This window comes from Kordia sp. E, from assembly GCF_056033805.1.
This window is the reverse complement of record NZ_JBRASR010000002.1, coordinates 1179552-1200160: the sequence shown is the minus strand read 5'-3', so window position 1 is coordinate 1200160 and position 20609 is coordinate 1179552. Positions and strand designations below refer to the sequence as shown.

Sequence of the window (20609 nt, the reverse complement as noted above, 5' to 3'; positions counted from 1 at the left end):
TATGAAAAGAAAGCTTTCATTTTAGACAAAATCCTACAAAACCAGTAGAGTATTTAAATTTTTGGCTCCATTTCAAAATAAAACTCCATTAATTTACAGTCGTATATGCGCTTTATAAGCTTCTCAAAAAATGCTATAAATCTGTATGTATGACTTTCATAACACAAAATAAAATTATGTAGACAAAGACTCCGTTAGTCAACGGAGTTAGTTCAACTTACAACTTTGTGCGCGCTTTATAAGCTTCTCAAAGTTGAGTTTCACTAAATTCATTTGGTTTGCGTATTTTTGAATTATGAGTACATTATTAGATATTAAAAATTTGAGTATTTCTTTTAAAGGGAATGAAGTAATTCATGGAATTTCATATTCGCTTTCCGCGAATAAAATTTTAGGAATTGTTGGAGAATCTGGTAGTGGAAAATCGGTTTCTTCGCTTGCAGTTTTAGGCTTACTCCCTAAAAAGAATGTGACCATTACTGGAGAGATTAAATACAACGATCAAAATTTAATTTCGCTTACTAATAAAGATTTTCAACGGATACGCGGGAATGAAATTTCGATGATTTTTCAAGAACCGATGAGTTCGTTAAATCCGTCAATGACATGCGGAAAACAAGTAGAAGAAGTATTATTACAACATAAGTATAGTACAAAGAAAGCTGTAAAGTCAGCAGTATTATTACTTTTTGAAAAAGTAAAGTTACCTAGAGTTGAACAAATGTATGATTCGTATCCACACCAATTGAGTGGTGGACAAAAGCAACGTGTTATGATTGCGATGGCAATTGCTTGTAAACCTAAAGTTTTGATTGCTGATGAACCTACAACTGCATTGGATGTAACGGTTCAGAAAGAGATTATTTTGTTGTTGAAAGAGTTACAGCAAGAAACTCAAATGGGGATTATTTTTATTTCACACGACTTGTCATTGGTTAGCGAAATTGCAGATAAGATTGTAGTAATGTATCAAGGAAATATTGTTGAACGTGGAAAAACTGTTGATTTATTTTCAAATCCAACGCATGAGTATACAAAGGCTTTATTAAAATCAAAACCTTCGTTAGCTGTACGATTGAAAAGGCTTCCTACGATTCAAGATGTATTGGCAGGCACTGTTTCTGATACTGTTGTAAGTACTACTGAACGTGCCAAACAACACGAGTCTATTTACGCGAAAGCGCCATTATTAGAAGTACGAAATGTATCAAAATCGTTTTTTAGCAATGCAGGTATTTTTGGAAAATCTACGGAAGTGAAAGCCGTAAACGACGTGAGTTTTTCATTGTATGAAGGCGAAACACTTGGTTTGGTTGGCGAATCGGGTTGTGGAAAATCTACATTAGGAAACACCATTTTGCAATTGCACAAAGCCACCGAAGGCGAGATATTGTATAAAGGTGAAGATATTACCAAGTTGTCAAAACAAGAAATTAGAAGTTTACGTAAGGAGATTCAAATTATTTTTCAAGATCCGTTTGCGTCCTTAAACCCACGAATTCCTATTGGAAATGCTATTTTAGAACCAATGAAAGTTCATGGTTTGTACGCCAATGATGCAGAACGAAAAGAGAAGGTTTTGGAACTTTTGAATCGTGTAGGATTGGACGCTTCGTATTACGGACGTTATCCGCATGAGTTTTCGGGTGGACAACGCCAGCGAATTGGAATTGCGCGTACAATTGCTTTGCAACCCAAGTTGATTATTTGTGACGAATCGGTTTCTGCACTGGATATTTCGGTACAAGCACAAGTTTTAAATTTACTGAATGAATTGAAAGATAATTTTGGCTTTACCTATATTTTTATTTCGCATGATTTAGCCGTTGTCAAATACATTTCTGATCAGTTATTAGTGATGAATGCTGGAAAAATTGAAGAATTGGGCGAAGCTGATGCTATCTATGCAAATCCGAAATCTTCGTACACACAAACTTTAATCGATGCCATTCCGAAAGGGATTTAATTCTTATACATTTTCTTCTATTTCTTTTTCCTATTCATGAGAGAGTCGGTTCTTCTATACTTTTAGAAGATTAAACAACTTATAGCTTTGTTAATTTTTTAGTGAACGGGAACTTCTTTCCGTAATAATACGTCTATATAAGTATAAATGTTAAAACCATTATTATGAAAAAAAAGAGCATTAAAAATTTACACTTAAACAAGAGAAGTATTTCTACATTGAGAGGTTTAACTAAGATAAAAGGCGGTTTTACAGATTGGCCAGAAACTGCAAAGCTTTGCCCAGTTCCTGCTCCACAAGAGCCAGAACCAGAACCAGCAGGACCAATAGAACTAAAATACACAGAATGGCCTCATATATGTATTATTATGACTAATTTTCCCGGTTGTTTATAATGAGCCTAAAATAATTTGAATTATAATGTGTCCAGATGAAATAAAAAATCAAAGCATAGCATCGTTACGGTTTTATTTTATATTGAAATACTTGTACTGAGCGCAGTCAAAGTATGGATACAATAGAAACAAATTATTAGGCGCATTTTAAGTGATAATTGGTATGATGTATTTTGTCCAGAATAAATCAATTAAAATCTTAAATTAATTTATAGCAGAAGGAAACTGCAATTTCCTTCTGTTGCTTTCTCTTTCCTACTAGATTTAAAAAAATGGGTGCCATTCCCGATTTTTTCCTGAGCTAAACTAGTGTTTTCACTCTATAAAACTTTTTTCTATTCGTTCATCTTTGCATCGAACAAAAAATAGAAATATCATGAAAAAACAACGCATTAAAAATTTGAATTTAAACAGAAAAACGATTTCTACATTAGAGAAGCGAAATGAAATTAAAGGTGGAGCTCAATATTCTACTGATTGCTGGACAGATATTTTCACATCTGTATTTATTGCATGTCCAGAACCTCAACGAACACCAGAATCATTTTTTCCAGCTTGCAGCAGATTTTCGGACTGCCCAATGCTTTAGATATGTAAATTATTTTTCCTCCTGTTTTTCTTTTTTGAGAAATATACTAAAAGTACGTTAAAGCTCACTTTTTCTTTTTTTATGCGTATGAAAAATATGTATCTTTAAAAGATATGACTTTAACAAAAGAAGAAAAACGTGCATTCCGATCCTTATTATTTAAACACCAAGATGGAATTGCCATTACATCAATTATTGCCATTTTAGAACGTCATACTGTTTTTGACTTTTTAGCTATAAATACCTCAACTTCTGTTGCTAAGCTACTGGAGCAATTTCCACAATTTCATGCAGGTTATTTGAATGTGGCATTGCGAAGTTTGGCTTCACAAGGAATTTTGAATTATACAGTAACGCAGTCTGAAGTTCGTATTGAGACAACACCAAAGTTTACAGCATTTAAACAACATATTTCACATTATGTACATTTTAATACCTTGTTTGGTTATTATTATGACATTCTTAAAAAACCTTTTACATTTCCAGTACCTGTTATTAAAAAATTGATAACGTTTGCTTCTTATTTAGAGAATGAAAAGAAAACAGTTCGGGCAGATTCGTATTTTCAAGAAGAGGTTTCTATACATTTAGAAGGAGTTTTGTTGGCTCCTTTGCTTGTATATTTAGGCTATAATGCCGATTTAGAAAGTATTGATGTTACTACTTTTTTAGAAGATACTTCTATTTTAAAATTGTTTAGTCTACTCAAATTACATGATGGAAATTCACTAACGAAAAAGGGAGACTTTTTATTTACAAAGAGTTATGCATATGGTGTAACCGTTTCGTACACGCCAATTATGCGACATATGGAAACATATTTGAAAGGTGATTTTCTTCCGTTTTTTCAGCAAGATCATTTAGGAAATGAACAACATGTGTTTAGAGGTGTAAATGTTTGGGGAAGTGGCGGAAGTCATGCAACGTATTTTAATAAATTTGATGCCGTTTTGGTTGATATTTTTAATAAACCATTAGCCGAACAGCCGAAAGGAATTATTGATGTTGGTTGTGGAAATGGCGCTTTGTTGGAACATATTTTTGATTTAATTTGGAATCAAACCCAACGCAGAGATGACTTGAGTACTAATGAACTTATTTTGGTTGGCGCTGATTATAATAAGGAAGCTTTGTTGAGTACCAAACGAAATTTGGAGAAAGCCAATGTTAGAGCAGAAGTTGTTTGGGGCGATATTGGAAATCCGGCTGAGATTGATAAGAAGTTGCAAAAACTTTATAATGTAAAATTGGAAGAGTTGTTAAATGTACGTTCCTTTTTAGATCACAATCGTCCATTTAATACACCTAACGGAATGTATGCAGGTTCCTTATTGTCTACAGGTGCTTTTTCGCATCGTGGGAAGCAATTGCACAATAGTGATGTTGCACAGAGTTTGGTAGAACATTTTAAAAAGTGGAAACCATATATTCAACATCATGGATTGTTATTTATTGAGTTGCACACAGTTTCTCCAACTACGGTTTCGGTAAACTTAGGTAAAACACCTTGTACAGCGTATGATGTTACACATGGTTTTTCTGATCAGTATATTGTGGAATTGGATGTGTTTTTAGCTGCAATTGACAACGCAGGAATTAAGATTGATCCGACACATTCATATCGTTTTCCAACTGCTGAAATTTCTACGATAAGTATTAATTTGATACAATAGAAAGCATCTATTTTTAAGTTTGATATAAAGAATAGCACTATCATAAAAAAAGCCCTGAGAAATTCTCAGGGCTTTTAGCTTTTATAAAAATAAGTTTTTATTCTCTAACTATTTTCTTAGTGGTCGTATTTTGACCGTTACTAATTTCAATAAGATATACTCCTTTAGGTAAGTTTGCAACGTTTATTGATTTGTTTTCAATAACTCCTTGCTTTATATTTCTACCTAATAAGTCACGTATTGCATAGGTAGCTTTTTGAACACCTTTATCTTTTAAAATCAATTTAATGTCATCACCTTTTACTGGATTTGGATACATTGTTACATCAAATACAACAAGGTCATCATTTACATTTGTAACATTAGTAGGTGCATCTCCTCTACTTGTTGCTCCACCAACACAGAAATTATTGGTATCGGTACTTCCAAAAGATGCTCCTGAAGCTAATACTGTTGCTCCATCATTTAATGAGTAAGAACCTGATCCATAAGAACAGCACATTCCGTCTCCGTATGTATCTTTTACTATTAAGCTATAACATCCTGCTGGTAGGTTTTCATTAATTACTAATGTAGAACCATCAGCTTGCGATCCATACGTTCCGCCTGAAGCTACTACTTGTCCGCTACTATTTTGTATTTCCCAGCTAGTTTCTTCTGGGTAATTATCAAAGTTTAGTGTCAGTGTAACTCCTGTTGTTGCTGATAGTGTTGTTACATTTAAAGCTGCACTTGAAGCAGAAGTGTTTCCTGCGGCATCTTGCGCTTGTACTGTAAATGCATAAGTTGTAGCGGTTGTAAGTCCACTTACATTTAACGAAGTTCCTGAGGTAGTTCCGATACTCGTTCCATTTTGAAATACTTCATATCCTGTAACACCTACATTATCCGTTGAAGCTGTCCAGCTTAATGTTGTTGAAGTTTGTGTTGTTCCAGAAGCAGTTAAACTAGTTGGCACACTTGGTGCTTGCGTATCTGGCCCGGCAGCTTCTATAACTACTGTATAATCTTCCACTTCTCCATAAGTAAATGTTTCACAAGATGTTGGAATAGCATTATATTTCATAGATACTCTCATTCTCGTAGCACCATCACTTGCTGAAGCAGGAACTGTGAATGATCCGCTTACTGGTGTATCTTTTGACGCAGCTTTAGACCAAACTTGCTCTCCTGCATCTGTAAAATCACCATCTTGATTATAGTCAATCCAAACTGAATATCCTTCATTGTAAATTGTTCCAGTCCAAGTTGGTGTCACTGCAATTGTATATGCTTGTGATTTTGATAAGTTGGTTGAGATAGAAGTATGGTCAGAATATCCATTTCCACTTCCTGAACTATTGTCTATCGTATTTAATTGAACACGTCCAATATATTCATCACTTACATTGTTTCCTTGTGAAGCACAGTAGTTCAACTGAACACTTGTTGTTGTAAATGTTGTTGACCCTGAGTATGCTGAGTTACCACTTGTACATTTACTACGTACTTGCACTTCATATGCTGTAGTTGCTGCTAATCCTGAAAGTGTTGTAGAAGTTCCAGTTACTGCATTCGTTGTCCAAGAAGTTGTTCCAGTTTGTCGGTAACGTACATCATAACTTGCTCCTGCTACTGCATCCCAACTTATGGAAGCTCCTGAAGAAGTAATTGATGAAGCAGTTACGCCTGTTGGTACTGTAGCATTACATGCTACTTGTCCAGCAATCGTAAAGTTTGCATTAGAGATGTCAAAGAAAATATGATTTGATCCTTTTACCATAATTCTATTTTGACTTCCTTGATTATTAGGCACAACTATATCGTGTGATCCATCATTTGTAACACCTGAAGCTAACGTAGTAGCGTATGTGTCTCCTCCATCAGTAGATAATAGAATATCAACATTTGCAGCGTTCACTCCATTTCCAGTAGTTCCAGCTACATTCCAAGTTACTGTTTGCGTAGTTCCTGCATTCCATGTTACTGCACTATTTGGAGCGTTTACTACAAATGGTCCCGCTGTTCCATTTACCGTAACTGTCATATCATCACTATTGTTTGTTGCTCCTCCAGCTCTGTTGTCTCTTACAGTAAGTCTAAAGTTTAGTGTTCTTGCTACATTCGGTACTGCTTCCCATTGCCATGAAGTTCCTCCAGTTTTTATAGTAGATAGTCTAGGGAAATATCTACTTGGAGAAGCACTAGGGTTATACGAACGAAAAGCAACTCCTGTCGTTGCTGTTACACTTGGATACGTTGTTGACGCATTATTTTCATCGGCTTGTTCCCAGCAGTATGTTAGACTGTCTCCATCTGCATCTGTTGCGTTTCCTGTAAGTACAAATGGTGTTCCTTTAGGAATTGTATAGTCTGCACCAGCATTGGTTGTTGGTACAGCATTTCCTGTAGCGGTATCTGTTTGACAAGATGTACCTTTTACATAATTTGTTACTTGCTGAATAGAGAACCAGTGAAAAAATGGGTCACTATTAGACTGTACATCTGTAGCACCTGTAATTCCTGCATATCCCATAATAGTTGTTCCACTTCCTGGCTCAAAATGTGCATTTGACCCTTCGTTTCTAATACTAAATGTATGATTTGCACCAAATTGATGCCCCATTTCGTGTGCAACAAAGTCAATATCAAAAGGATCTCCTACTGGATCATTTCTAGAAGTCCAACCGCTTCCCTTTTGTCCGTTTACACATACACATCCAATACATCCTGCGTTTCCATTGTTATCTGCTCTTGCAAATAAATGTCCTATATCATAATTAGCTTCTCCTATTGTACTTGTTAATGTACTTTGTAATTGACTATTAAATCCACCATTTGAGTATGGGTCACTTCCGCTATTTGTATATATAACATCATCAGTATTGGCAATTAATACCATGGTTACATTAAAATCATTTTCAAACACACCATTTACACGTGTCATTGTTGTGTTGATTGCCGCTAATGCTCCTGCTTTCGTACCGCCATGAAAAGCAGTATATTCACCAGTAGTAGATACTGCCAATCTGTATGTTCTTAATGTACCGTCGTCAGCATTTGGTCTTGCTGCAATAGAAGATTCAAAATTAGTAGAAGCATCACTAATCACTTGACATTCAAAATTTGATAAAGAAACTGATCTATCAGCTCTTTCATAAACTGTATATGTTGCTCTATCGTTAGTGACTGGCTCAATAAATACAGCTTCATTTGTTCCTGATAATCGCATACTTTGCAATCCTAAAGGAGATACGCTAAAACGTATTACAGCAGCACGATCATCAATTCCTTGTCCGGCATACGATTTTATATTTGGGTATCTAGCCGCTAAATCTGGATGCAAAACAGGTGCTTCAAAAATTCTGAAGCGTTCCATTTCTCCTTTTGCATTTGGAAAAGATACTATAACATTTGATCTGCCATTTATAATACTTCTTTCAGGCGCACTTGCCAAAGAACTCTTTAAGCCTTCAAGATTTAAATCGTACACTTTAGTTTTAGGCAATGCACGATTATGTTCAATAACATTGTTTGTCAGCGCCTTTTTAGAGGTTGACCAGAAGTTTCCTCTTTCTTGAGCAAAGGAAAAATTGAGCATTGCCAGAAGAGCAATCCAAAGTAGGTTTTTTTTCATAATTAAAGATTTTGGTTAATTGTTTTGTTACTACAAAAATCTAATATGTCAAAATTTAAATGACATGTAGGTGCAGATTTATGTAGTATTTATTGCACGTGTAAGTTTGTTAATTTTTTGTTAATAATGCGATTAAAGGCGTATTTTTTCGATGAAATACATAAAAAATTAAGAATTTAACTAATTAACATTCAATAAACCTCTTTGTTATTTATCAATTTTACAACTAATATTCCTACTTCAATCAATACTTGCTTTTTCAACAATTTACATATCCATTTATAAATGGTCGCTTCTCCTTATTGTTTTGAAAAATTCAATCGTATACTTTTATCTGCTAATTTTTTAAAACAATTTAATTATGAGGAAAAAGAATCTTACATCACTAAATCTTAACAAAAAATCTATTTCAAATTTTTCATCTGAGAATATCTCAGGAGGAAAACATGCTTCTGATTGTACTTCACAACTTACTTGTTTTCAAACAACTTGTATTACCGATTATTTAACCATCACCTTTCCTACTTCTCTTTAGGAATTAATTACATATAAAAAAAGAGCGAACCTAGGTTCGCTCTTTTGTTTTCTTAAAAACTTCTTCTGCTAGTAATAAAGCATCAAAGTAAAAATAGAAAGGCTGTTTTTAATAATACGTGTAAGTATACCTTAACTAAACCTTTATCCTGATTAACTTTTAAGCTATAAAATTTTAGCTATAAGAACTATATGTTTCATTTTTAAGCTGCTTTATAAAATATGATGGTCTTATACCTGTTTTTTTATAAAAAGCTGCAGAAAAGGATTTTCGCGTTTTAAAACCACTTTCTTCAGCAATTGCATCAATTGTAAATTTTCTAAACCTTTTATTTATGGTCAATTCATTAATAATAAAATCAATTCTCAAGTTATTAATGTAACTAGAAAAGTTTATTTGTTTGTATTCATTTATAACCTTAGAAAGGTATTTACTATTTGTATTAAACTCTTTTGCTAATGTTTGTAGTGTGTATTTCTTTTTAATAAATTGATTAGAAGATTCAAATTTATTAAGTTTCAGCAATATCTTATTCACTATTTCTATAGGTAACTCTCTAGCATTTTCTTTTACTTCTTCTTTTTCAATTTTAATAATTTTTATTTCTCTTTTATTTTGATAATCATCTAATAGTTTGTGAAATCGTTTCTTTTGAATGTTATTTTTTCGAATGAAATAGTAGATGAGTAACGAAAGGAATATTAAACAGGAAAACAGTATCAGTATTATTTTCTTTGAATCTGATTTTTCTTCATTTAGCTTTACTATTTCTCTATTTTTTTCTGTAATCAGGTTTTTTACATCATAGTTTTTAATCATTTTTTTTGATACGTATCTATAATTTGTATTCAAAATACTATCAAACTTCAACAATGCTGTAATGTAATAGATGTGGTTTTCGGAGTCTTTTTTGGTTTTGTAATGATTAATTAGAATATTGTATGTTTCTAGCAATTCTGGAGTTACATCATTGGTTTCTTGTAAAATTGAATCTACGCTTTTTAAATAATACAGGGCTTTCTTTTGATCGTTTAAGACTAAATAAGTCTTTCCTAAATAGAATCTTCCTATTGCGCGTGAAGTCTGATCATAATTAGCAACAAGTAGGCTATCTGACTTTAAGAGACTGTCTCTAGCCATACTGTACTGTTCTTTAAATACGGAGTTAATGCCAGAGCTAATTACAAAATATTTGTAGGTATGGTTATCGTTTATTGCTAAACTACTTTTAATTCCTTTGTCAATAAGTAATGCTGCCGAATCTAATTCGTTGGTGTAATTATAATTATCCGCCAATGCAAAAAGGGCTAAGTTCTTCTTTATTGGTTTATTATCGTGATAGGATTCTAGGAAATTAATATAGCGTTTAAAAATAGGACGTGCTTCTTCTCGTTCATTTATATTATTTTTTATAAGCCCTATATCGAAGTTTGTAGTTTCATACTTCATCGGATCATCTTTAGAATGCTCCATCGCCATAATGTAGTTATCTAATGCCAATTTGTATTCTCCGTATCTGTAATAATACCGTCCTTTTTGCCTAAATCCTATTGCTTGAAACTTGTCATTATCCTTTAGGTTTTTAGTAAGTTGTATAATACTGTCACAATAGTCAATTCCTTCTCTGACTAGCGGACTGATATATATTTCGGTTAAGAAAGTATAACCGTTAACAATTTTGACAGTATCATTAGTCTTTTTTGCCTTTTGCAGGTACGTTTCAGCATAGCGAATAGCTAATGGTTTAGCTGTTTTGTTGTTTTTGCAACCTTCTTCTAATTCGGTAAAACTTTTATTGAATAAGTTATCATTTTGGGAGTAAAGCACACCAAAATAGATAAGAAAAAGTAGGCTGATAATACCTTTTCTATACAATGAATTTAAGAAAAAAATCATGATCATTTTATTAAAAACTCATCAAAAATAATGCCTTTTTTTGAAGTAAAATCCACTTACATTTATATCAGTCATAAATATAATAACAAAAGTTGTATTGATGAGCAACCAAATTATATATACTTATTATTTATTTTTTTCGCCTCTTCTTAGAAACTTCTTCTGCCATTAATAAAGCATTGTAAGCATTTACTATTTTTCCTGATTTGGACATGGAACTGAATGGAACTTTCTTGAGATCGCGTTTTGCGCCTTCAGCATATGGTTTTAGTACCATTAAATCTACTGAAATTCCTGATTTCAATATAATTTCTTTTACTTCTCTTGCTGATAAATTTGGATAGTAAGATCGTATAAATGAAGCTATCCCTGAAACAACAGCGCATGATAATGAAGTACCTGAATCAGTAGTATAACTTTTACGAGTAATTACTTTTATATTTTCTCCTGGCGCAAATATATCTACTGTTGTTTGACCATAGTTTGAATAATCAGAAACAATACCTTTCTTGTAATTAGAAGAACCAACAACAATAAAGTTATTTGAAATTTCATTTTTATTTATATCCATGTCATTTGGATAATAAAAAGCTTCTTTTTCATCTAAATTCACGGATTCATTACCTGCTGACGAAATTAAAAGAACATCATTTAACTCTGCATATTTAATTGCCTCAATAATCCATTCTTCATTCATAGAGAAATTTTTACCGATGCTCATATTAATAACTTTTGCACCGTTATCAACAGCATAACGAATCCCTAAAGCAATATCTTTATCATATTCATTTCCGTTGGTAGAGACAACCACAGGCATAATTCTCGCATCATCATTTATCCCATTTATTCCGTAATCATTGTTTCTTGAAGCTGCAATAAGTCCAGCAATCTTAGTACCGTGACTCATTTTTCTAGTTCCTCTTACATTGTTATTACCATAACCTACTTCTTTTATATTAAAAGGATCATCTGTAGTTAGTCTGTCTTTATGTTTGAAATTATAAATTTTGAATCTCCTATTACTATGTAGCTTTATAACTCCATTTATCCATTTTTCATTTATGCCTCTCCCTAAACAATACTTTGTTGAAGAAATTTTACTATGTATAATTGAATCCTTAGTAGTTTCTTTTAAGGAATCTAATTTTGAAATAGTAAATTCTTTAGTATCAAACAATACATACATAGTGTCCATCAACTTCAAATATCGCTCTTTGAAACCTTTAAAATAGTCTATATTTTCTTCGGCTTCAGAAACTTTACTATTGAAAAAAAGTGTTGCTCTTTCGTAAAGTCTAAAATCTGCTATTTGACTACTACTAATGTCACTTATCTCTCTACCTTCAAAATGGTGTTTATATTTTTTAATGATCCTAATAGATTCAGAACTCTGATACAAAACAGAATCTCTTTTTGTTGTTCCTAAAAAATTCCAACCATGAATATCATCTATATAGCTATTCTTATCATCATCTAACCCATTTTCAGGTATTTCATTTGTATTTCTCCAAATTCTATTTTTTAAATCCTTATGGCTAATATTTACTTCTAAATCAATTACAGCTACAATAATATTCTCTCTTTTTTTATCTTTTAAGAAATCATATGCTTTGTATAAACTAATACCAGGAATAGAATCTGTATAGACATCTTTAAAATGCCAGTCTTTCTTTTCCTCTTTGGTGAGTGCTTGTTTTTTGAAAATTATTGCGCTTGAAGTAGTATTAACTTGTGCTTTTTTAGAAGCGCATGCAATGATTAAACAACATAATAAAAATAAGATAATTGGTTTAGTCTGTTTCAAAATTTAGTTACGTTTTTTCTTCTTCTTTTTAGAAATCTCTTCTGCCATCAATAAAGCATTATAAGCGTTTACTATTTTGCCTGATTTGGATAAGGAACTGAAAGGGACTTTTTCTTCTTTTCCTTCTAAAGATGGTTTGTTAACCATAATATCATATGAAACACCCGAGTCCATAATAATTTTTTTTACTTCTGATGCGGTTAGATTTGGGTAACGAGAGCGAATTACAGCAGCGATATTTGAAACAATTGCAGTAGATAGTGATGTGCCTGAATCATTAATACTCTCATCTCTAGTTAATACTTTTATTTCTTCTCCTGGTGCAAATATATCAACCGTTTTCTTTCCATAGTTAGAATATATTGAAGCTAAGTTACTTGTTTGATTTGAAGAGCCAATCACAATAAAATTAGTTGTTATTTCATTTTTATTGTGATCCATATCGTTTGGATAATAATAAATATCAGGATTATCAAGGTTTAAAGCTTCATTCCCTGCCGCAGAAACGATCAATACATCTTTAGATTCCGCATATTGAATAGCTTCTGTAATCCATTCTTCATTTAAAGTAAAGGCTTTTCCAATGCTCATATTGATGACTTTAGCACCATTATCAACTGCATATCTTATACCTAAAGCAATATCTTTATCATACTCGCTTCCATAAGTAGATATTACAACTGGCATAATTTTGATATTATGCTTTATTTTATCATCAAATACAGAAAGTATAAGACTTGCTACTTCTGTTGCATGATCGAGCTTGTAAGTTCCTTCTACATTATTATTCCCATAAGAAGTGTCATTGATATCAAATGGATTATCAGTAGTTAATCTATCTTCAAGATAATTAATATTAAACACTTTATTTTTATCCATTTTATGAATTGAAATCACGTAATCTAGCCAAGCATGATCTATATCTTTTCCAATACAATATTTCATACTTTTTATCTTCTTTTTTAATATTGAATCTTTGGAAATAGTATCTAATGAATCTAATTTTTCTAAAGTAATATTTTCCGTATTTAAAACCTTTCGTAAGGTATCCGATAGTTTTACATATCTTTTTTTAAACCCAATAAAATATTCTATATTTCTTTCGGCCTCACTTAATTTAGACTTTAGTTCTTTTTTTGCTCGATTGTACTCATTGTACTCAGTAAACTTTTGTTTAATTATTATTGCAGAATCAGCTTTGGTAAATTGTTCTTTGTATTTTTTAACAACTCTTACTACTTCATGGGTTGTAGTAGCTAAAGAATCTTTTCTGTTAGTAGCCAAAAAATTCCAACCATGAATATCATCTATGTATCCATTGTTATCATCGTCAATATTATTATTTGGAATTTCATCTTTATTAGTCCAAATTTGATTCTTTAAATCTTCATGATCTATATCTATTTCAGAATCAATTACAGCAACAATTATTGAATTGTGATTTTTTGTATTTAAAAATTGATATGCCTTTTCTGTACTTATACCAGGAATAGAATCTGCATAGATATCTTTAAAATGCCAGTCCTTCTTTTCTTCGTCAGTAAGTGCTTGTTTTTTGAAAATTATTGCTTTCGAAGTCACATTAACTTGTGCTTTTTTAGAAGCGCATGCAATGATGAAGCAACAACCTAAAAGTAAAATGAGTGGTTTTAATAATTTCAAGAAAAGTTATTTAAGTAGTAAAGATAAGAATACGTTATTTAATACTCTTCTAATTCAAGTGTTCCTTTAAAGTTTTTGGTTTGTATATAAAATTTAATCCCAAATAAACTCCAATACAACTATAATAGGGTTTCCATATTTATTTTCAAATAGCTTTTTTTCTTTTGTAAATAATGATAATACCAATGCAAAAAATAATATTAGAAAAACTGCATTGATAAGTGACCAAATGATATACATACTATTTACGTTTCTTCTTCTTAGAAACTTCTTCAGCCATAAGTAATGCATTGTAAGCATTCACTATTTTACCTGATTTGGACATAGAACTAAAGGGAATCTTATTAGCTGGTTGTTTTTTCCCATAAGGATATGGTTGAACTACATCTGCGTCAAAGGAAATTCCAGATTCTAAAATAATCTCTTTTACTTCAATAGCTGATAAGTTTGGGTAATGTGAACGAATTAAAGATGCGATACCAGATACTACAGCAGAAGCTAATGAAGTACCTGAATAATTACGAATTCTGTTCCTTGATAAACAATAGATTTTATGCCCAGGCGCAAAAATATCTACATTTTTTGTGCTATAATTTGAAGATAACCAAACCATAGTAGAATCTGCCTTATAAGAACTTGCGCTCACTTTGATAAAGTTTTTGACATACTCTCCTCTTTCATTATAATCATCTGGATAATCAAACTCTTTATTTAAATCATAACTTTTGTTTCCCGCAGAAGATATTATTAATACGTCATTGCGTTCTGCATACTTGAATGCTTCTTCAAGCCATTCAGGATGCATTGAAAATTCTTTTCCGATACTCATATTGATAATTTTTGCACCATTATCTACCGCATATCGTATGGCTAGTGCAATATCCTTATCATATTCATTTCCAAGTGGAGCTACACCCAAGAACATAACTTTTAATGAATTACTTATTCCGTTTATCCCTATATCATTATTACGGGTAGCGGCAATAACTGACATTACTTTTGTTCCATGACTTCCTCTCAGCGTACCTTGAACATTATTATTCCCATACGAAATATCATTTAAGTCATCTACATTATCTTTTTGGTTTTGTCGATCATCATACGTAAAACTCAACCATGTACTTAGTTTTTTATTCTCATTTTTTATACCTCTATCTGCCCATTTTACATTCAGGTTATTTTTTAAATAATATTTCATATTTCCAATGCGCTCCTTAAGTACGGAATCTGTTGTGATTTGTAATAAAGAATCTAATCGAGAGATTTTATAATCTTTTTTAGGGAAATAGGTGGTTAGTAATTTATCTGCTTTTATGAACTTATCTTTTATTCTATTGTAAGTAGCAATATCATTTTCTATTTCCTTTTTTTCTTTTTTATAAGTCTTGATAGCTCTGAGATACTCTTTAAATTCTTTTTTTTGACTTTCAGAAATTTGCATCTCTTCCTTATCTTCAAAAAGCGAATCATATTTTTTTATGATTCTTATAAAGGAGTGATTAGCATATAAAACAGCACCTTTTTTAGTTGTTTGTAAAAAATTCCAACCATGAATATCATCTATATATCCATTATTGTCATCGTCAATATCATTGTTTGGAATTTCATCTTTGTTAATCCACACTTGATCTTTTAAGTCTTTATGATCTATAGCTAATTCTGTATCAATAAGTGCGACAATAATAGTGTCGCCTTTTTTATCTTTTAAGAAATCATATGCTTCATCTAAACTAATACCAGGAATAGAATCCTTATAGATATCTTTGAAGTACCAGTCTTTCTTCTCTTCGTCTGTAAGTGCTTGTTTTTTGGAAAGTATTGCACTTGAAGTAACGCTAGCTTGTGTTTTTTTAGAAGCACATGCAATGATTAAGCAACATAATAAAAATAAGATAATTGGCTTAGTGTGTTTCAAAATTTAGTTACGTTTTTTCTTCTTCTTTTTAGAGACTTCTTCTGCCATTAATAAAGCATTATATGCGTTGACTATTTTACCTGATTTGGATAAGGAACTGAAAGGAACTAATTCTTTTTCTTTGCTTGTAGAAGGCTTGTTAACCATAATATCATATGAAACACCCGAATCCATTATAATTTGCTTTACTTCGGAAGCGGTTAAGTTTGGATAATATGAACGAATTAACGCAGCAACCCCTGATACTATTGGCGCAGCGTAAGAAGTACCATTTGCAAGCACAGTATTTTTTCTTTTCAATACTAACAAGTTTTCACCAGGAGCAAAAATATCTACTTCTCTTTTTCCATAATTTGAAATGTCACTGACTAAATTACTATCTACATTTTGAGTAGTTGCACCTACCTTTATAAAATTTGAAGTAAATTCACCTTTTAAGTCATGGCTATCGTTAGGGTAATTAGGTGTTTTGTCAATATTAATACTTTCATTCCCCGCTGAAGTTACTATTAATACATCATTATCAGCTGCATATTTAATAGCATCGTGAACCCACCCTCTATGTGATGAGTAATCATTACTAAAACTCATGTTAATAATTCTAGCACCATTATCAACAGCATATCTTATACCTAATGCAATATCTTTATCAAAAGTATCTCCGTAAGCTATAATGCTAATGGGCATTACTTGAATTTTATCTACAACACCTTTTATACCTAGATTATTATTTCTACTTGCGGCTAAAACTCCTGTTACTTTTATTCCGTGATTAATAAAATAAGTTCCTTGTATATTATTATTACCGTAAACCTTATCATTTATATCATTAGAATCATCTTTAATTAAAATTCTATCTTCTCTTTCTTTATTGAGAAGTTTTTCAACATAGTTTAGCAAGTCTTCCTTTTCTTTTATAATCCGTTTTTTTGTAGCACCATTTTTTAGGTAAGAAATCATTTTTTTAAGTGCCATTTTCAAATTCTTATCAGTTGCAATTCCATTTAGAGAATCCAATTGTTTTAAACTGTATTGACTATCTAAAAAGTACTTATTTATAATTTTATCATTCGCATCGTACGTACTGTCAATTCGATTATAAAAATTCAATTCTTTATTTTTTTGCCCAACAATATTATCATATGTTTTTACTGCATTCAAATACTCTTTATATAAAAAAAGCTCTTCTTTAGGTATACTATTAATTGTAGCTTCTTTAAATTTTGAAGCATATTTTTTTATGAATCTAACATAAGAAAAGCTAGTATACGGTAAACTATCTCCTTTTTGAGTTCCTACATAGTTCCAACCATGAATATCATCTATATAACCATTGTCATCATCGTCAATATTATTATTTGGAATTTCATCTTTATTAGTCCAAATTTGATTCTTTAAATCTTCATGATCTATATCTATTTCAGAATCAATTACAGCAACAATTATTGAATTGTGATTTTTTGTATTTAAAAATTGATATGCCTTTTCTGTACTTATACCAGGAATAGAATCCACATAGATATCTTTAAAATGCCAGTCCTTCTTTTCTTCGTCAGTAAGTGCTTGTTTTTTAGAAATTATTGCTTTCGAAGTCACATTAACCTGTGCTTTTTTAAAAGCACATGCAATGATGAAGCAACTGCATAAAAATAAAATGAATGATTGTAATGATTTCAAGAAAAGTTATTTTATTTAAAAAGTAAATATAAGAATACGTTATTTAATATTCTTCTAATTCAAATGTTAATGGTGTTTTTAGAAGGGAAGATCAGATAACATTTGAGCACACTTGTAATACCATTGTCATTTGCTCTACAGAAGAAAAACAAATTGATTGTAGTTCTTATCATCTTGGAAAAATAAAAAACGCCCAAGCTTTCACTTGGGCGTTCTAGTTTTATATAATTATATTGAAGTGCTTGCTTATTGCTTAACAAACTTCTGTATAATTTTCTCTTCTTCGTCACTTACTTCTAATAAGTAAACTCCTGATTTTAATTCACTCACATTTAGTCTTCCATCTTTCAATGTTCCTGTTTTCACAGTCTGACCTAATAGATTCAATACTCTGTATGATGAATTAACGTTGTAGCTAGCTAAGTTGATCGTAATGTCTCCACGTGTTACTGTTGGTGTCATTAAGAAATCTCCACTTACTGATCCTTGTGGACCTGTACGTAAGGTTTCAAGACCAGATCTTGTATTAATTGCTCTAGCTCCATTGATACCATTAATAGTTACTTGATCAATGTATACTTGATCTGCATTAGCACTAGCATCACACTGAACTCTGAATTGAGAGTTAGAAGCAAAGTTTACATCAGCACTATTTAAAGTAACTGTTGCTGAGTAGAATGTACCATTATTAAAGTTTGTTCCACTAGCATATGTTGCTACTGTACTCCAAGATGATCCGTTGTAATATCTAACCCAGAAATCTTCTCCTGATTCCATAGAGTTTGCATAGAAATAGAACTTAAATTCTACTTGATCAAATCCTCTTAAGTCAAATGTTTCAGAAGTCATTGCCGAAGCAGTTCCTGAATTATCACGTAAACGCATTGAACGTGTACCTTCATAAGAACGAGAACCACTGTAACGGAAACAATCGCTTCCACCGTCAGTCCATCCGTCTAATCCAGTTTCGAAGAATCCTTCATGTAATAATGTAGTTCCTCCAGTTTGACATGGTGCACATGTAGATCCACCACAGTCAATTCCTGTTTCATCTCCATTTTGAATTCCATCTGTACATGTTGGTGCAGGTGGCGTATTTCCAAAACAGAAATCTGTTGCTTCCGAATTAGTGAAGCTTCCTCCTGATTTGATTTGTCCATTAGGACCAGTTAAGGTATAAGAACCGCTTCCAAAAGAACAGCAAATACCATCACCATAAGCATCATTGATTGTAAATGTATAGCAATCGTCTGGTAAACATAATGTTTCAGTTACTGTAGATCCATCTGCATTAGCTGTAGAGTAAGATCCTGAAGCTACTGTAGATCCACCATCGGTTACTAAAGACCAAGATGTTTCTTCTGGGTAGTTATCAAACGTAATAGATAAAGTTACTTCATTATCAGAACATCCTGAAGAACAAGGTGCACATGATGATCCACCACAGTCAACTCCTGTTTCATCTCCATTTTGAATTCCATCGTTACATGTTGGAGGTGTTGTACATGGTGCACATGATGATCCACCACAGTCAATTCCTGTTTCGTCTCCATTCTGAATTCCATCGTTACATGTTGGTGTTGGTGCAGAACCACATTTGTCAGATAACGCTAAGCTTCTACGAACTCCACCAGCATCTAATACTGCTCTCATTCTATTTTTTTGTCCTAGTGTAAATAGGTTCATACATGAATCATTTGTATAATCCATATAGTTTTGTACCATATCTGTAGATCCACAAGATACTTGACCTGTAGGACATCCTCCGTTAGAAGTTTGGTGTGTTGGTGTATCACTTACAAAATCGTTTCCACAGTTAGCATCTCCCCAAATGTGACGTAAGTTTAAATAGTGCCCTATTTCGTGAGTTGTTGTTCTTCCACCATCAAATGGAGCTGATACATTTCCAACTCTACCAAAGTAGTTATATGCCATTACAACACCATCTGTTGAAGCTGCACCACCTGGAAACTGAGCATATCCTAAAATTGTTCTTCCTCCACTTGTCATTTGAGGAACAATCCACATGTTTAAGTATTCTGATGTATTCCAAGGATTTACACCGCCTTGCGATGATTTCTTCATATCGTCATTCGTACCCCAATCTGTTCTTGTAACAGATTTTCTAGTAATTCCTGTTGTTGCATTACCATTTGGATCTACAGTTGCCATACAAAATTGAATTTCTGTATCAGCTGCTTGTGACCATGTATTATCTGCATCAGAATTAGTTCTTCTAAAATCTTCATTAATAACATCAATTTGCGACTGAATTTGCGCTACACTAATGTTATTAGTACCATTTGTGTATAATACATGAACTACTACTGGAATTGTAATAACGTTTCCACTAATACTTTCCGAATTGCCTTGTTGAATTCTAGTTCTGGTGTAATCCTCAATTTGCTGCATACGCGCTTCCAATTGTGGATCGAGTTGTTTCCTGTACTCTAAGTTTTCCATTGTAGAACATTCACGCTCTTGCGCAAACATCATCCCTACAAATAGAAAACTAAATAAAAGTAGTGTAAAGTTTTTTCTCATTCTTAAAAGTTTTTTAGGTCGATTAATTAATTTTTATTATTGACGAATTGTCAAAAACGTAGCAAATATGTTAAAATTTTGTGAATTCCGCGATAAAACACTTGTTTTTTCGATGAAATACACAAAATCTTTAAAAACTACTATGCACGCATATAGTTGTAATTAACTGATTATTCGCTAATTACCTATTAATTCTAGTGTTTTTATAGGCTTTTGAAAAATATACAAATCATTCAAAGAAATGGTGCTTATATAAAGTAAAGTGCTTTCTTTCATTTTAAAAATACTTCTATCTATATTTTATAATAAAAGACGGTAACAACTATTTCATGAATAA

General features: G+C 32.1%; 13 protein-coding genes. 5 read left to right on the top strand and 8 right to left on the bottom strand.

All coding sequences use genetic code 11. From position 1 onward, the window contains the following. The first annotated feature begins 295 nt into the window (after positions 1-295). The 4 genes from ACUUYC_RS08375 to ACUUYC_RS08360 all read left to right on the top strand — a co-directional run bounded on the left by ACUUYC_RS08375 (position 296) and on the right by ACUUYC_RS08360 (position 4623). Positions 296-1966 carry an ABC transporter ATP-binding protein gene (locus ACUUYC_RS08375; protein WP_474265226.1) on the top strand — a complete coding sequence of 557 codons (1671 nt, stop codon included), beginning with the start codon at positions 296-298 and terminating at the stop codon, positions 1964-1966. A gap of 164 nt (positions 1967-2130) precedes the next feature. Beyond that, a complete protein-coding gene (locus tag ACUUYC_RS08370; protein ID WP_474265225.1) occupies positions 2131-2361 on the top strand; it encodes a hypothetical protein in 231 nt (76 codons plus the stop codon). Between the two features lie 376 nt (positions 2362-2737). Then, positions 2738-2950, top strand: a complete 213-nt coding sequence (locus ACUUYC_RS08365; protein ID WP_474265224.1) for a hypothetical protein — start codon at positions 2738-2740, stop codon at positions 2948-2950. Positions 2951-3063: 113 nt separating this feature from the next. Further along, positions 3064-4623 carry a class I SAM-dependent methyltransferase gene (locus tag ACUUYC_RS08360; RefSeq protein WP_474265223.1) on the top strand — a complete coding sequence of 520 codons (1560 nt, stop codon included), beginning with the start codon at positions 3064-3066 and terminating at the stop codon, positions 4621-4623. A gap of 97 nt (positions 4624-4720) precedes the next feature. Here ACUUYC_RS08360 and ACUUYC_RS08355 read toward each other — a convergent pair whose 3' ends face one another. Beyond that, the gene (locus ACUUYC_RS08355) at positions 4721-8239 is read right to left on the bottom strand and encodes a reprolysin-like metallopeptidase (protein ID WP_474265222.1); all 3519 of its coding nucleotides are present in this window, start codon (positions 8237-8239) and stop codon (positions 4721-4723) included. 361 nt (positions 8240-8600) lie between these two features. Between ACUUYC_RS08355 and ACUUYC_RS08350 the strand changes: the two genes are divergently transcribed. Next, positions 8601-8774: a hypothetical protein gene (locus ACUUYC_RS08350; RefSeq protein WP_474265220.1), complete on the top strand. Its 174-nt coding sequence runs from the start codon at positions 8601-8603 to the stop codon at positions 8772-8774. 174 nt (positions 8775-8948) lie between these two features. Here the strand turns inward: ACUUYC_RS08350 and ACUUYC_RS08345 are convergent, their stop codons facing one another. From ACUUYC_RS08345 to ACUUYC_RS08315, 7 genes are all read right to left on the bottom strand, one after another. Next, positions 8949-10670: a helix-turn-helix domain-containing protein gene (locus tag ACUUYC_RS08345; protein WP_474265219.1), complete on the bottom strand. Its 1722-nt coding sequence runs from the start codon at positions 10668-10670 to the stop codon at positions 8949-8951. A gap of 130 nt (positions 10671-10800) precedes the next feature. Then, entirely contained in the window at positions 10801-12474 is a 1674-nt protein-coding gene (locus ACUUYC_RS08340) for a S8 family serine peptidase (protein WP_474265218.1), read from the bottom strand. A gap of 3 nt (positions 12475-12477) precedes the next feature. Next, the gene (locus ACUUYC_RS08335; protein ID WP_474265217.1) at positions 12478-14136 is read right to left on the bottom strand and encodes a S8 family serine peptidase; all 1659 of its coding nucleotides are present in this window, start codon (positions 14134-14136) and stop codon (positions 12478-12480) included. A 93-nt stretch (positions 14137-14229) separates the two neighbouring features. Then, positions 14230-14376 (bottom strand): hypothetical protein, encoded by a 147-nt coding sequence (locus ACUUYC_RS08330; protein WP_474265216.1) that lies wholly within the window; start codon positions 14374-14376, stop codon positions 14230-14232. A 1-nt stretch (position 14377) separates the two neighbouring features. Beyond that, on the bottom strand, positions 14378-16051 hold the full coding sequence (locus tag ACUUYC_RS08325; protein ID WP_474265215.1) for a S8 family serine peptidase: 1674 nt from the start codon (positions 16049-16051) through the stop codon (positions 14378-14380). A gap of 3 nt (positions 16052-16054) precedes the next feature. Then, positions 16055-17728, bottom strand: coding sequence for a S8 family serine peptidase (locus ACUUYC_RS08320; RefSeq protein WP_474265214.1), 1674 nt, complete (start codon positions 17726-17728; stop codon positions 16055-16057). Positions 17729-17974: 246 nt separating this feature from the next. Continuing rightward, entirely contained in the window at positions 17975-20272 is a 2298-nt protein-coding gene (locus ACUUYC_RS08315; protein ID WP_474265213.1) for a M43 family zinc metalloprotease, read from the bottom strand. Positions 20273-20609 lie beyond the last annotated feature (337 nt).